We start from the raw sequence: 14,567 nt of genomic DNA, 5'->3' as shown, positions 1-14,567 counted from the left end.
AATGTAAGTATTTGTTTAGAATAGATAAAAATAAATTTATGATTTAAATCATATTTGTTACGGTTGATGAGATGGATTATTTCTATAGCTCCTTTAGACTGGGGAATAGAGAATTTTTTATGAATATATTTGTTAAAAATTATAATATGCAATTGGTAAAAGCAGGGCTTTGCGCCTTTGGAATGAGCGGAAAAGTATTCCATGCTCCCTTTTTAAAGGAACATCCGGGATTTTTTATTTCTGCGGTGGTAGAAAGAAGTAAAGAAGAGTCAAAAGAAAAGTATCCGGAAGCAACCATTTACCGTTCTGTAGAAGAAATGCTTCAGCATGCAGATGTAGAGCTGGTGATCATCAATACTCCTGTCCAGACGCATTATGAATATGCAAAAAAAGCACTGGAAGCCGGAAAAAATATTATTGTAGAAAAACCCTTTACTGTAAATGTTTCCGAAGCAGAAGAGCTGGTACAGTTGGCTGAAGAAAAAGGATTGTTTTTAAGTGTATATCAAAACAGAAGATTCGACCGTGACTTCTTGCAGGTTCAAAAGATTTTAAATGATAAAAAAATAGGAAATATTAAAGAGGCCGAAATTCGTTTTGACAGATTCCGTACCACTCCCAGTGGAAAACAGCATAAAGAAAGTCCGGATCAGGCGGGTTCAGGAACACTTCATGATCTGGGAGCGCATCTTGTAGATCAGGCGGTACAGTATTTTGGATATCCTGAAAAACTTTTTGCAGATGTATTTTCTATGAAGGGAAAAGAATTTGCGAATGATTATTTTGAGATCCTGCTATTCTATAAAAATGATCTGAGAGTAAGACTAAAAACATCGGTTTTCAGTAAAGAAGGTCATTATGCCTATACGATTCACGGTGACAGAGGTACTTTTTTACAGGAAAGAACAGATAATCAGGAAAATGAATTGGTAGCAGGGGCTATTCCTGTATATGGTAAAGAATGGACCCAGCCATTGAAAGAAGCAGACGGAATTTTGAACTTCCTGAATGATCAATCAGAAACAGAAAGAACTCTGACATCAAGTGAAGCCGGAAATTATATGGATTATTACCAGCAGATCTATGAACACATTGTGTTTGGATATGCTTTACCATCTCCGGGTAGAGAAGTCATTCAGAATATGAAAATCATTGATGCTTCTCTGGAAAGTGCAAAAGAAGAAAGAATTATTCAATTATAAAAGGATTATTCAATTATAAATTATGAATTATGAATGAATTTAAGGGTCAAGGTCTAAAGTTCAAGGTTGATAACAGTCGTGATTAGAAATTTCCAACTCGTTTACACTCAAACCCTCAAACCCTCTGATTCATTTATAATTCATAATTTTTAATTCATAACTATTAAAGGATTTCCTGAAGCTCCAGCCATCTCATCTCATGGTTTTCCAGTTTTTCTGAAACCGTTTCCAGTTCGGAAGAGAGTTTGGCTATCTTTTCGTAATCTGCTTCATTGTTGAGTTGGTCTAGAATTTTGGAACGCTGATCTTCCAGTTCAGGCATTTCTTTTTCTATTGTTTCCAGCTCTTTTTGTTCCTTAAAAGTTAATTTTCTTTTTTTAGAGGCAGAAGCTGGAGCGGTTTCTGTTACAACAGCTACTTCTTTAGCAGGTTCAGGTTTTACAGTGGTATTTTTTTCCAGTGCTTCTTCACGACTTCTTGCTTCTCTGTATTCTGAGAAATTTCCTACAAAATTTCTGATTTTTCCGTCTCCCTCAAAAGCCAGCACATGATCTACAATTCTGTCCATGAAATACCTGTCGTGGGAAACAATAATCAAAGATCCCTGAAATTGCTGAAGAAAGTTTTCAAGAACCGTTAATGTAGGAAGATCCAGGTCATTCGTAGGCTCATCAAAAATCAGGAAATTAGGATTCTGATACAAAATATACATTAGGTGAAGCCTTCTCTTTTCCCCGCCTGAAAGTTTGGAGATAGGAGAGTACTGAGTCTGATCATCAAATAAGAACAGTCTTAAGAATTGCGATGCTGACAGACTTCTTCCATTCGCTAAAGGATAAAATTCTGCAATCTCCTTAATAAAGTCAATCACACGTTCATCCTCTTTATAAGTAAGCCCTTTCTGAGCGAAATAACCGAAAGATATCGTTTCTCCGGTTTCAATTTCACCCTTGTCTGCTTTTTCCAAACCCTGGATAATATTAAGAAGGGTAGATTTTCCTGCCCCGTTTTTCCCGATGATTCCTACTTTCTCACCACGTTGAAACTGGTAGCTGAAGTCTTTTAAAAGAACTTTTGCTCCAAAACTTTTATCAATATGTTTAAGTTCAAGAATTTTATTTCCCAGACGTTTCATTTCAAAATCCAGTTCCAGTCCATCCTTTCTTGTATCGGTTTTGGCAACCTTTTCAGTTTCGTAGAAAGCATCAATTCTGCTTTTTGATTTTGTGGTTCTGGCTTTCGGCTGTCTGCGCATCCATTCCAGCTCCTTTCTGTAAAGGTTATTAGCCTTATCAATAGTAGCATTTAGATTCTCCTCACGAATCATTTTATTCTCAAGATAAGTAGCATATGAACCGTTATGAACATACAGGTTTCTATCTTCCATTTCCCAGATAATGTCACAAACACTGTCAAGGAAATATCGGTCGTGGGTTACAAGTAATAATGTGATTTTTGCCTTATTCAGATAATTTTCAAGCCATTCTACCATATCCACATCCAAATGGTTGGTAGGCTCATCCATGATAAGCAGTGTATGTCTGTGTTCAGCTCTTGTTTCCGTTAAAAGTTTAGCCAGTGCTACACGCTTGATCTGTCCTCCGGAAAGTGTTCCCATCTTGGCTTCCAGATCAGTGATCTTAAGCTGGGAAAGAATCTGTTTCATTTCATTTTCAAGATCCCATGCCTTATGAGCCTCCATATCGGCCAATGCTTTTTCAATAAAATCATTATCTGTAGAATGAAGAGATTTATGATAATTTTTAAGCGCAAGAATAGGTTCTGAATCCAGCGCCATCATAAATTCTTCAATGCTGAGTTTAGGATCATAATCAATTTCCTGGTCAAATAATACAACCTGAATATCTTTATTGATGATCGCAGTTCCGCTGTCTGCAATTTCTTTACCCATTAATATTTTCAGAAGGGTAGATTTTCCACTTCCGTTTTTGGCAACAATAGCAATTTTATCCCCTTCATTGATGTGAAAAGTAATGTTTTCAAATAAAACTTTGATGCCGTAAGATTTGGTAAGATTTTCTGCAGAAACGTAATTCATTGGAAATTAATGGTTTGATTTTAATTTTGAACTGAACCGCAAAAATACGAAAATGTAACCTAAAATTTTCCCGAACCTCTTTTATAAAAATGAATATTTATAATTTTTTAATAGAGTTTGCAGGCGGGCTGAAAAAACTATTCAGTAAATTTGATAGAACATAGTGAATACATTTTTTTAATAATAAATAATACAAAAATCTGATTGAAGTAATGAAAAAAGTAATTGTCGATATGGATGGGGTAATGGCGGATGTATATCATCAGCTGGTACAATTTGAAAAAAGAGATACAGGAAGAGAAATTGAAATCAGTGATTTAGCAGGTAAGCCAGAAATAGAATCCTTTCCGAATGGAAAAAAACACGTTAATGAAATAGGGTTTTTCAGAACGCTGCCTGTAATGAAAGGAAGCCGTGAAGCAATGGAATACCTGAATAATAAATACGATCTGTATATTGTATCGGCAGGCATGGAATTTCCCAACAGCTTAAGAGAAAAATACGATTGGCTGGCAGAGCATTTCCCATTCATCACCTGGGAGCAGATTGTTCTTTGTGGAAGTAAGAAAGTAGTTTCCGGAGATGTGATGATTGATGATTATCCTAAAAATTTAGATCATTTTTCCGGGCAAAGACTGATATTTACCCAGCCCCATAATGAACTGATAGAAAACGAGACTTACGAAAGAGTTCATTCATGGGAAGAAGTTATGAATATCCTTTAAAGCAGGGAATTTAAATGTTTTGTAGAGTTCTTTTAAAAACAATAAAATTTTTAAAAGAACTTTAACTATAAGAAGGATAATTTTAATAAAGAATTGTGACAGCAGATTGTTGAAAATAAATAAGTTTGTGCCAAACTTTTAACATGAAAATACATCATACTTTATTCTTCCTTTTGGCAGCTTCAGCCTTCCATGCGCAGGTTATTTCCGGAACTGTTATTTCTAAAAATGAAAATCAGCCGATTCCTTATGTGAAAATCGGGATTGAGAAAAATTCAACCGGGACTATATCTGATGAAAAAGGAAAATTTTCAATTGACCTTTCCAATGCTGAGCCACAGCAAAAGATTAAAATAGAAGTACCGGGATACAATTTTTATCAGGAGACGATACAGAATTTTAAAAAACATGATCAGCAAAAAATAATTTTAACAGAGAAAACTAAAAATATTCAGGAGATTACCATTAAACCTAAAAAGCTTGTTGATAAAAACTGGGGGGTAAATACAAAAACAAAAAGCGTTACGTATTCTGTGAATCCGGAATTTGATAAAAAAAGTTTTCTGGGAGAAACCGCTTTAGAGTTCAATGCTAAGAAAAGATCTAAAATTAAAAATATCAATCTGAATATAGCCAGTTATGTTTCTACTCAGCCGGTTTTAATGAGATACAGTATTTACAGTGAAAAAAATGGTTTCCCGGATAAAAATATTCTTGAAGAAGAAATTACTGTAGAACTTACTGAAAATATGATCAAAGACGGAACCTATACGCTGGATGTCAACGATCGTAATATTTGGGTTCAGGGAAAATTTTTTATCGGAATACAGTTTTTAAAAGATTTTGATGGCAGAATTAGAATAAGTGCTGCTTTGTTCAGAACAGGATTTATAAGAGAATTTTATGGAGACTGGCAGAAAATGACCCTTGCTGCACCAGCGATTAATATTGATGTGAAAATGGATAAAAACGGCGATAATAACCCCGAAAACGAAAGCGGGCTGGCAGATGACAGCACTGAAGCACTGATGCCTGATGTATCAAAATATATTCAGGAATCGGAGCAGACACTGTATGGGCAGAATGCAGCTGTCGGGAAATATCTCAAACTTCAGGATACAAATCTTTATTATGAGATCTATGGTGAAGGAGAACCATTGATTCTGCTTCATGGAAATTCCGGAAGTATAAAAGATTTCTATCAGCAGATTCCCGTTTTATCAAAACAATACAAAGTAATTGCAATAGATACCAGAGGGCAAGGAAAAAGTATAGATTCTTCAAAAAAAGATTTTACTTATAAAATGTTTGCTGAGGATGTAAAAGCACTTATGGATCAGTTAAAATTAAATAAAGTAAGCATTGCAGGCTGGAGTGACGGCGGGAATACAGGTTTTGAATTTGCCCTGAAATATCCGGAAAGACTTAATAAATTGATAACCATTGGAGCAAATGCCTTTCCTGATGGAGTAGACAACAGGCTTACCGATCATTTTGAAAATCAAATGCTGGTCATGAAAGAACTGAAGGATCCTAAAAAGTTTAATGAACAAAGACTTCTGAAAATCATGCTGACACAGCCTCATATCACCAGAAAAGATTTAAATAAAATTGGAAGCAGGGTATTGGTGATTGCCGGAGATAAAGATGTTATTAAACCAGAACATACCGAGCTTATTGCCAAAGAAATTCCCAATGCAGAACTCAAAATTTATAGCAATGCCACCCATATGATTCCTTTTGAAAATGCAGATCAACTCAACACAGATATTCTGAGTTTTTTAGGAAAAAACAATTAAGTTAAAGGCGGAAAGATGGAGGCAAGAAGTTATATCAGCCGGAATGTATACTTCCATCTTTTTGCTTCTATCTTCCATTCTTATTAATCCAGAGTCAGTCTTTTTAACGACCAGGAATTACCGTTGTAAACATCAAGATCAACTTTGGCATTGATGCCGTGAACAATTCCGTTTTCCGTAAACTGCCAGAAATCCCACTGATCATCAGGGGAAGGAGAAGGTACATCATTGTAATTGGCCAGCCATAAAGGATAACCTTCAAATTCACCTTTCAGAAAATCTTTATAATAATGATAATAAGTGTAAATGATAGGTTTTTCGCCATATGCTTCCTCTACAATTCTGCACCAGACTTTCAGATCTTCAATCAGTTTTTTATTCGTTTTACGCTTTGGTATTTTTTCAATATCGAGAATCGGAGGAAGATCTCCACTCTCAAGCTTTACATTTGCTAAAAAATTATTGGCCTGAATGACAGGGTCTTCATCAGCTCTGTAAAAATGGTATGCCCCACGGATAAGATTATGTTTTTTAGCCATTTCCCAGAAATCCTCAAAATGCTTGTCGGCACTTCGGTTTCCCATTGTAGCGCGCATAACGACGAACTCCAGCGGAATAGTTTTATTACCAATGCTGAGGCTGTCCCATTTGATATCTTCCCTGTTCTGATAATGGGAAACATCAAAACCATAGGTCTTATCAAGGTTGTTTGTTAAAATTCTCTGAATTCTTGCGGCTTCCCTTTCGCTGTTGTGGAGTTTCTTGTGAGTAAATTTGTTAAAGTACAGTGCATAATAATAGCTGATGGATTGCTTTAAATAAAAGCCGGTTCCGATAAGAGCTACAATTAAAATAGCCAATATTACCTTTCTGCGGAAAAAATAGTTCTTCCGTCTTGTTTTATGGATCTGTTTGGCAGTTTTTTTGGTGTACTTTTTTGGTGTCATAAAGTTTTGCAAAACTAACTTTTTTCACTGCTAAATGCTAAAATAAAATCAGTAAATTTGTGTATTATGGAAACACGCGAAAAAATCATCATTATAGGAGGAGGATTTGCGGGGCTGCAGCTTGCAAAAACATTGAATAACAAGAACAAAAAGGTTATTGTTCTGGATCGGGTGAATCATCATATGTTTCAGCCGCTTTTTTATCAGGTAGCCTCAGGCAGGATAGAACCATCCAATATCTCTTTCCCTTTCAGAAAGATTTTCCAGCAGTCCAGAAACACACAGTTCCGTATGACAGAGGTAAAAGAAATAGACTATGCCAGCAATAAAGTAATTACCGATGAAGCAGAATTTACTTATGATAAACTTATCATTGCAACGGGCTGTAAAACTAATTTTTTCGGGAATAAAGATTTAGAAGGAAAAGCTTTCGGAATGAAAAATACTCAGGAAGCCATCAGCATAAGAAATCATGTGCTGATGACCTTTGAAAAACTGATTATTGAAAAAAGCCGAAGCGATGACGGAAACTGGAATATCGTTATCGTAGGGAGCGGACCTACCGGAGTAGAACTGGCAGGTGCTTTTGCCGAAATGAAAAAAGACATTCTTCCAAGAGACTATCCCTACATGAACTTTGACCATCTGAAGATTATTCTGGTAAGTTCTACAGAAAAGCCACTTGCAGTAATGAGCAGTGAAGCACAGGAAAAATCTGAAAAATACCTCAAAGATCTTGGAGTAACTTTTATGAGTGGAGAAGTAGTAACAGACTATGACGGAGATAAAGTACACCTTAAAAGCGGAAAAGAAATACCTTCCAATAATGTAATCTGGGCAGCCGGAGTTACCGGAAATGTGGTAGGAGGCTTTCCGGAAGACAAATTAGTAAGAAACAGATATATCGTAGATCGATATAATAAAATACAGGGTTACGATAATATTTATGCCATCGGGGATATTGCTTATATGGAAACTCCAAAATATCCACAGGGGCACCCGCAGGTAGCCAACGTAGCCATTAATCAGGCAAAAAATTTAGGTAAAAATCTTTTAAAGAAAAGTCAGAACGATTGGGTGGAATATGAGTATGATGATAAAGGTTCATTGGCAACCATAGGGAAGCACAGAGCTGTTGTTGATCTACCATTTATAAAATTCCAGGGATTTCTGGCGTGGTATTTCTGGATGTTTCTCCATTTAATGCTAATTTTGAGCGTTAGAAATAAGCTGGCCATATTCTTCAACTGGATGTGGAGCTATATCAACAAAGATTCTTCTTTAAGATTAATTATTATACCTACTAAGAAAAACGGAACATTACAATGAGAATTGACATAATAAGCGTACTTCCGGAATTGATGGAAAGTCCGTTCAAAACTTCTATTTTGAAAAGAGCGATGGATAAAGGGCTGGCAGAAGTACATTTTCATCAACTGAGAGACTGGGCGATTAATAAGCACAGACAGATTGATGACGAGCCTTACGGAGGCGGAGCAGGAATGGTGATGATGATTGAGCCGCTGGATAAATGTATATCAGAACTTAAGTCGCAGAGAAACTATGATGAAGTAATCTATCTGACACCGGATGGCGTTACTTTAAATCAGAAAATTGCCAATTCACTTTCCATAAAAGAAAATCTGATCTTTCTTTGCGGTCACTATAAAGGAATAGACCAAAGAGTAAGGGATCTTCATATCACAAAAGAAATTTCAATAGGAGATTATGTGCTTACAGGAGGAGAACTGGCAGCCTGCGTTCTTGCAGACTCAGTCATAAGATTGCTTCCGGGAGTTTTGAATGATGAACAGAGTGCCTTAACGGATAGTTTTCAGGATGATCTTCTTTCGCCGCCAATTTATACAAGACCTGAAAGTTATAAAGGATTAGATGTACCTAAAATTTTACTAAGTGGAAACTCAGGAAAAATTGAAGAATGGCGCCATGATGAAGCAGTAAGAATCACCAGAGAAAAACGCCCCGATTTATTGTAGCCAAATATTATTGAAACTTGTTTAATTTTTACTTCTTTGAATTCCATTTGTTATGAAGGCAAATGGAATAATATTTGTTGTAAATTGAATAAGTGCGAAAAATATTAATATTTCTAATTTTAAATTAAAAATTTATTTCTATTATTCTGATTTTTATGTATTGTCTCAATTTTGATTAATGTGTTAAAATCCTCGGATAATTGAAAAATTAATTTACTATAGCTGATTTCGTTGATATTTTTTATTATATTTGAATCGTTTTTTATAGGATATTGATTCGGTTTTCTTGAGTTGAATCAAAGGAATTTGAAAAATAATAATAAATTTACATCTTAAGAAAAAAGAACATAATAAATTAAAAGTATAGAAATTAGTGTAGATGGAATTGTTCTCTTTTTATAATGTTGAAAATTTATTTTTACCCGATCCGAAACCTGTCCACAAATTAGATCCTACGCGGTCAGGATTAAGGAATTGGGATGAAAAAAGATATAATAATAAGCTTTTCAAAATCTCCCATGTATTTCAGTTAATGAAGGAGGATAATGGTGTAATGCCATTTGTGATAGGATTGTCTGAAGTTTCCGGAAGGAAAGTACTGGAAGATCTTGTGGAGATGGAACCCTTTGATTCGCAATATGGAATTGTACATTACAATTCTATGGACGAAAGAAAAGTGGATGTAGCCATGTTGTATGACAAAAATAAAGTAGAGGTGATAGATTCAGAAACCATTACTTTCTTTTTTGAAATAGTAAATAAAAACACAGGAAATTACGACACAACCAGGGACGTACTTTTTTCAAAAATTAGATATAAAGGGGAAATTATTAATGTCTTTATCGCCCATCTTCCCTCTAAGCGAGAAAAAGATATTAATAAACCTAAAAGAGCCTTTATATTGAATGAAGTCCGGGAACGGATTATGAAAATCGTAGATGCTGAAAAAGAGCATGTCATACTGTGTGGTGATTTTAACGAAAACCCGGATGATGAAAATTTAGTACAGATTCTCTATAACAATGACCATGAGAAGGTTTTAGTGAACCCTTTTCAGCAATTGTTTTCTACAAGAAATTATTCTACTTTTCATTATAAATCTGGATTGCTGTATGATCAGATCATTATGTCAAGATCTTTGCTTGATAATAAGACGCTGGCTTTTCAGGATGCCCATATATTCAATTCTGAAAAAATCCGCAGCAGAACCAGGAATTTTGAAGGACGGCCTTTCCGAACTTATGCTGGTACAAGGTATTTAGGAGGATATAGTGATCACTTTCCGGTTTTTGTAAAATTTAAAAGTTTACAGTAAAAAACATAAATAATAAAAAAGTAGAAAATGAAAAATTCGAGCAACACAAGCTATCATTTAGATTCTATTGACAAAGAAATCATCTACATGTTGATGGATAATGCTAAAACTTCTTTGGCCCACATTTCAAAAAATGTTGGAATTTCCACAACTGCAGTGCATCAAAGAATCAAAAAACTCGAACATGCAGGAGTTATTGAAAATTCAATATCATTTCTTAATCCTAAAAAAATAGGATATAAAGTGATTTCCTACATTGGTGTGTTTCTGGATCAACCAAGCCATTATCCAGAAGTGGTAAAATCTTTGCATGATATTAACGAAGTAGTGGAAGCCCATTATACAACAGGGAATTATACCATATTCCTGAAAGTTCTTTGTAAAGATAATGATCACTTAATGCAGATTCTTAACAAGCTTCAGAAGCTGAAAGGAGTAACAAGAACAGAGACTTTTATATCTCTGGAACAAGGTATTTACAGACAATTGAAAGTATAACGATATGAACATAGCCCAATATTTGGATTCAACCTACCTGAAAACACCAGAACAATCAGGTATTTCCCATGAAGAAACCCTTCAAAAAGATAAAGAACTTGCACAGGAAGCTATTGAGAATGGCATTTTTGCAGTAATGATTCGCCCGGATTATGTAGCTGAGATTAGGAAATATATTCAGGAAAGAAATTCAAATGTTGCAGTAGGAACTGTGATAGGTTTTCATGAAGGAACATATTCTGTTGATGAGAAGCTTGCCGAAGCCTCAAAAGCAATAGAAGATGGTGCTGATGAATTGGATTTCGTTATTAATTATACAGCGTATCTACAAGGAAATACAGAACTGGTAAAAAATGAATTTGTACAATGTACAAGATTGTCTCTTGAGCATCATAAAATAGCAAAATGGATTATTGAAATTGCTGCTTTGACAGATGAACAAATTGCAGATCTTACCAAAAGCATTTCTACCTGGGCAGAAGAGAACTTCTCTGAAAATGATTGGCCCAAAATTTTTGTTAAGTCTTCAACAGGATTCTATAAAACCCCTGAGGGAAAACCTAACGGGGCAACCTTTGAAGGAATAACAATTATGCTCAACAATGCAGGAAAACTTCCTGTAAAAGCAGCAGGTGGTGTAAGAACCCCTGAAGATGCTGAGAAAATGATCAATATGGGTGTGAAAAGAATAGGTACCTCTTCAGCTTTAGCGCTTATAAAAAATGAATCCCCATCAGAAGGATATTAATCTAAGGTTCAAAATAAAAAAAACCATCAGCAAAACTGATGGTTTTTTATTTATACCTGTGCCTGATATTCTTCGTAGAATTGTTGGGTTTCCTGAATTAAGCTGTTCATTTCTTCCAATGTGAAAACTTCCAGGAATTTTTTTCTGAAGTCCTTGAAGTGAGGAATTCCTCTGAAATAATTACTGTAATGCTGTCTCATTTCCACTAAACCTAATCTTTCTCCTTTCCATTCAACGCTCCATTCCGCATGCTGGCGAACTGCCAATAACCGGTCTGATATTGTAGGGGCAGGCAAATGCTCTCCTGTTTTAAAGAAATGCTTAATTTCGTTAAATATCCATGGATAACCAATAGCAGCACGCCCGATCATAATACCGTCACATGCATACTTTTGTTTATAGGCCAATGCTTTTTCAGCGGAATCAATATCTCCGTTTCCAAAGATTGGAATTTCAATATTAGGATTTTGTTTGATTCTGGAAATATGTTCCCAGTCTGCTTCACCCTTGTACATTTGGGCGCGCGTTCTGGCATGTATCGTAAGCGCTTTAATTCCTGTTTCCTGTAGGCGTTCTGCTACTTCATCAATATTGATAGTGTGGCTGTCCCACCCTAAACGGGTTTTTACTGTTACAGGCAGATGAGTTGAACTTACAACAGCTTTTGTAAGGCGAACCATCAGGTCAATATCTTTCAAAACACCTGCTCCGGCTCCCTTACAGACAACTTTTTTTACAGGACATCCAAAATTGATATCTACCAGATCCGGATTTACTGTTTCCACAATTCTTGCAGACATAGCCATTGCTTCTTCGTCTCCACCAAAGATCTGTATACCCACTGGTCTTTCATAATCGAAGATATCAAGCTTTTTACGGCTTTTGATAGCGTCACGAATCAACCCTTCAGAAGAAATAAATTCTGAATACATTAAGTCTGCACCATGCATTTTACACAAACGTCTGAACGGAGGATCACTTACGTCTTCCATCGGAGCCAGCAAAAGTGGAAATTCCGGCAGTTCTATGTTGCCTATTTTTATCATGGTGCAAATTTACGAAATTCTGAAAAAACAATATTTTACTGGTTGTGATATATTTTGTGTTTTATATATTATCGCCTATTTATGGGATTTTATGATATTTTGTTTAATTTTTATTGTATTTACATATTTGATTTTCAATGTTTTTGATATTATATTGAGAAATATTTTTTATATTTAATACTAACAAAAAAATTAATAATATGAGAAAAATTCTATTTTGCTTGATGGCAGGCTTTGCTGCATCAAATTTTTATTCACAAGTGAATGTGTCTGCTACGGCAGGTACAGCTACAGGAACCTATACTACGTTAAAGGGAGCATTTGACGCTATTAATGCGGGAACACATCAGGGAGCAATTGCAATAAGTATCACAGCTAGTACAACCGAAACGGCAACCGCCAGCCTGAATGCCAGTGGTGGAGCAACGAGCTACACATCCGTTGCAATTAAACCGGCAGTGGGAGTTACGGCTACTATTTCGGGAGATGTTGCCAGTGCGCCTTTAGTGAGAATACAGGGCAGTAATATTACTTTAGATGGAAGTAATGCTGCTTCAGGAACTACAAGAGATCTTACCCTTACCAATACTTCTGTCACAGCACCGCAGGTCCTTACATTTATTGCGGCTTCTGCAGCAGCAGCCAATACTAATATTATGGTTAAGAACCTTAATATTATCAACGGAATGAATAATTCCTCAGCTTTGGTAATGTATGACGGAGCTACAACTCCTACAGGAGGTTTCTTTAATAATGTTACCATTCAGAATAATGCTGTGAAGAAAGCTTATATGGGCATTTATTTATTTGCAGCTACTGCAGCTGGTAATGGAAATAATACATTGGTTACCGGTAATGATATAAGTGCTTCAGGAGCAGATGCCAATCGTCTTGGAGGAGTTTATGTACAAGGGGCAGATGGGGTCACTGTGAGTAACAATACTCTTGGAAATTTTGAAACTACCAATGCAGAAATAAAAAGAGGAATCTGGTTTGCAACAGCAACGGTAAATTCTTCAATTATTTCAAATACCATTACCAATCTTGGTTATACAGGGACCGGTGCCGGTGGTGCTTCCGGAATCACTGTTACTTCCGGTAATACGGGTGCTTCTGCAGCAGCTAATATTATTGTAAGAGGAAATACTATTTCCAATTTCAATTCCAGTGGAACGGGGTCTCTGTTTGCGGGAATTTATGCAGGAGGAACATTAACAAACGGAATGACCATCACAAATAATAAAATCACCGGAATCAAAAATACCAATGTATCCGGATATGGTGCGCAGGGGATTTACCTGGCGACAACAAATCTTACTTCCAATACCTTAGTAGCAAACAATATTGTAAGCGGTGTAGCTGGTTATGGATATGCAACAACCGGAGGTGTAAATGACAACGGAAACGGAGTGATCATTACTGCAGGAGGAGGATATAAGCTTTATTATAATACAGTGGTGATGGATGTAAGCCAGACTGTTGCCGGAAGGCCGTCTGCTTTAAATATTACAAGTGGAGTAACAGGTGCAGGAGGTATTGATGTGAGAAATAATCTTTTTGTGAATACCCAGACGCAGGCAGGAGATAGATATGCTATTTATGCCGGTGCAGCAAGTACGGTTTTTTCTACCATTAATTATAATAATTTTTATTCTTCCGGAACTAATCTTGGGTATATCGGAGGAGTTGCAAAAGCTACCCTTGCTGATATCCAGACAGGATTTGGAGGCAATGTAAATTCTTTGAATGTTCTGCCGGTATTTGTATCAGCAACGGATTTCCATGTATCCGGTACCGGAAATGCAGCTCTTGATAACAAAGGAACTCCGGTTGTTGAAGTGACATTGGATGCTGATGGTACTACAAGAAATGCTGTAACACCGGATCTCGGAAGTTTTGAATTTACAGCAACGGTATTAGCCGTAAATGAAGCAGTGAAAAAGAATACCGTCAATTTCTATCCTAACCCGGTTGTAGATTACCTTTACATCAATAATGACAGCAGAATCAAAGATGTTGAAGTTTATAATGTTTCTGGACAAAGAATCCTTAGTGAAACAATCAACGCAGAAAAAGGTTCTGTAGATATGAGACGTGCGCCAGCAGGAATTTATATCTTAAAAGTGAATACCGAAAGAGGTTCACAATCACTTAAAATTATTAAAAAATAAAATTAACTAATAACCAATACAAATCCCCGATATCACTATTGGGGATTTTTTTTATGGTAA

The 14,567-nt window shown here is 35.9% G+C and carries 12 protein-coding genes; 9 read left to right on the top strand and 3 right to left on the bottom strand.

From position 1 onward, the window contains the following. Positions 1–146 precede the first annotated feature (146 nt). The gene (locus FW780_RS10470; RefSeq protein ID WP_149833527.1) at positions 147–1,202 is read left to right on the top strand and encodes a Gfo/Idh/MocA family oxidoreductase; all 1,056 of its coding nucleotides are present in this window, start codon (positions 147–149) and stop codon (positions 1,200–1,202) included. Positions 1,203–1,365: 163 nt separating this feature from the next. Here the strand turns inward: FW780_RS10470 and FW780_RS10465 are convergent, their stop codons facing one another. Next, entirely contained in the window at positions 1,366–3,261 is a 1,896-nt protein-coding gene (locus tag FW780_RS10465; protein ID WP_149833526.1) for an ABC-F family ATP-binding cassette domain-containing protein, read from the bottom strand. Between the two features lie 212 nt (positions 3,262–3,473). Here FW780_RS10465 and FW780_RS10460 point away from each other — a divergent pair, with 212 nt between their 5' ends. Continuing rightward, entirely contained in the window at positions 3,474–3,986 is a 513-nt protein-coding gene (locus tag FW780_RS10460) for a 5' nucleotidase, NT5C type (protein WP_149833525.1), read from the top strand. Between the two features lie 143 nt (positions 3,987–4,129). Then, entirely contained in the window at positions 4,130–5,785 is a 1,656-nt protein-coding gene (locus tag FW780_RS10455; RefSeq protein WP_149833524.1) for an alpha/beta fold hydrolase, read from the top strand. 83 nt (positions 5,786–5,868) lie between these two features. Here the strand turns inward: FW780_RS10455 and FW780_RS10450 are convergent, their stop codons facing one another. Continuing rightward, positions 5,869–6,732 carry a glycoside hydrolase family 25 protein gene (locus FW780_RS10450; protein WP_149833523.1) on the bottom strand — a complete coding sequence of 288 codons (864 nt, stop codon included), beginning with the start codon at positions 6,730–6,732 and terminating at the stop codon, positions 5,869–5,871. 66 nt (positions 6,733–6,798) lie between these two features. Between FW780_RS10450 and FW780_RS10445 the strand changes: the two genes are divergently transcribed. The 5 genes from FW780_RS10445 (at position 6,799) to deoC (ending at position 11,290) form a co-directional block, all read left to right on the top strand. Continuing rightward, positions 6,799–8,061, top strand: coding sequence for an NAD(P)/FAD-dependent oxidoreductase (locus tag FW780_RS10445; RefSeq protein ID WP_149833522.1), 1,263 nt, complete (start codon positions 6,799–6,801; stop codon positions 8,059–8,061). After that, positions 8,058–8,729: a tRNA (guanosine(37)-N1)-methyltransferase TrmD gene (trmD, locus tag FW780_RS10440; RefSeq protein WP_047379050.1), complete on the top strand. Its 672-nt coding sequence runs from the start codon at positions 8,058–8,060 to the stop codon at positions 8,727–8,729. The genes FW780_RS10445 and trmD overlap by 4 nt, the downstream gene beginning before the upstream one ends. Before the next feature lie 379 nt (positions 8,730–9,108). Then, a complete protein-coding gene (locus FW780_RS10435; RefSeq protein ID WP_149833521.1) occupies positions 9,109–10,044 on the top strand; it encodes an endonuclease/exonuclease/phosphatase family protein in 936 nt (311 codons plus the stop codon). A gap of 27 nt (positions 10,045–10,071) precedes the next feature. Then, a complete protein-coding gene (locus FW780_RS10430; protein ID WP_047379047.1) occupies positions 10,072–10,542 on the top strand; it encodes an Lrp/AsnC ligand binding domain-containing protein in 471 nt (156 codons plus the stop codon). A 4-nt stretch (positions 10,543–10,546) separates the two neighbouring features. Further along, positions 10,547–11,290, top strand: a complete 744-nt coding sequence (deoC, locus tag FW780_RS10425) for a deoxyribose-phosphate aldolase (protein WP_149833520.1) — start codon at positions 10,547–10,549, stop codon at positions 11,288–11,290. A gap of 50 nt (positions 11,291–11,340) precedes the next feature. On the opposite strand, the gene dusB is transcribed toward deoC, so the two are convergent. After that, positions 11,341–12,336: a tRNA dihydrouridine synthase DusB gene (gene dusB / locus FW780_RS10420; RefSeq protein WP_047386370.1), complete on the bottom strand. Its 996-nt coding sequence runs from the start codon at positions 12,334–12,336 to the stop codon at positions 11,341–11,343. A gap of 200 nt (positions 12,337–12,536) precedes the next feature. Here dusB and FW780_RS10415 point away from each other — a divergent pair, with 200 nt between their 5' ends. Beyond that, positions 12,537–14,507, top strand: coding sequence for a T9SS type A sorting domain-containing protein (locus tag FW780_RS10415; RefSeq protein ID WP_149833519.1), 1,971 nt, complete (start codon positions 12,537–12,539; stop codon positions 14,505–14,507). Positions 14,508–14,567 lie beyond the last annotated feature (60 nt).

The organism is Chryseobacterium sediminis (assembly GCF_008386505.1).
Classification (GTDB): domain Bacteria; phylum Bacteroidota; class Bacteroidia; order Flavobacteriales; family Weeksellaceae; genus Chryseobacterium; species Chryseobacterium sediminis.
This window is presented reverse-complemented; position numbering and strand designations above follow the sequence as displayed.

What these genes read in the sequence shown, in the direction of transcription:
- FW780_RS10470 (WP_149833527.1), top strand. Translation starts at nt 147, where the DNA reads ATGCAATTGGTAAAAGCAGGGCTTTGCGCCTTTGGAATGAGCGGAAAA.
- FW780_RS10465 (WP_149833526.1), bottom strand. Translation starts at nt 3,261, where the DNA reads ATGAATTACGTTTCTGCAGAAAATCTTACCAAATCTTACGGCATCAAA.
- FW780_RS10460 (WP_149833525.1), top strand. Translation starts at nt 3,474, where the DNA reads ATGAAAAAAGTAATTGTCGATATGGATGGGGTAATGGCGGATGTATAT.
- FW780_RS10455 (WP_149833524.1), top strand. Translation starts at nt 4,130, where the DNA reads ATGAAAATACATCATACTTTATTCTTCCTTTTGGCAGCTTCAGCCTTC.
- FW780_RS10450 (WP_149833523.1), bottom strand. Translation starts at nt 6,732, where the DNA reads ATGACACCAAAAAAGTACACCAAAAAAACTGCCAAACAGATCCATAAA.
- FW780_RS10445 (WP_149833522.1), top strand. Translation starts at nt 6,799, where the DNA reads ATGGAAACACGCGAAAAAATCATCATTATAGGAGGAGGATTTGCGGGG.
- trmD (WP_047379050.1), top strand. Translation starts at nt 8,058, where the DNA reads ATGAGAATTGACATAATAAGCGTACTTCCGGAATTGATGGAAAGTCCG.
- FW780_RS10435 (WP_149833521.1), top strand. Translation starts at nt 9,109, where the DNA reads ATGGAATTGTTCTCTTTTTATAATGTTGAAAATTTATTTTTACCCGAT.
- FW780_RS10430 (WP_047379047.1), top strand. Translation starts at nt 10,072, where the DNA reads ATGAAAAATTCGAGCAACACAAGCTATCATTTAGATTCTATTGACAAA.
- deoC (WP_149833520.1), top strand. Translation starts at nt 10,547, where the DNA reads ATGAACATAGCCCAATATTTGGATTCAACCTACCTGAAAACACCAGAA.
- dusB (WP_047386370.1), bottom strand. Translation starts at nt 12,336, where the DNA reads ATGATAAAAATAGGCAACATAGAACTGCCGGAATTTCCACTTTTGCTG.
- FW780_RS10415 (WP_149833519.1), top strand. Translation starts at nt 12,537, where the DNA reads ATGAGAAAAATTCTATTTTGCTTGATGGCAGGCTTTGCTGCATCAAAT.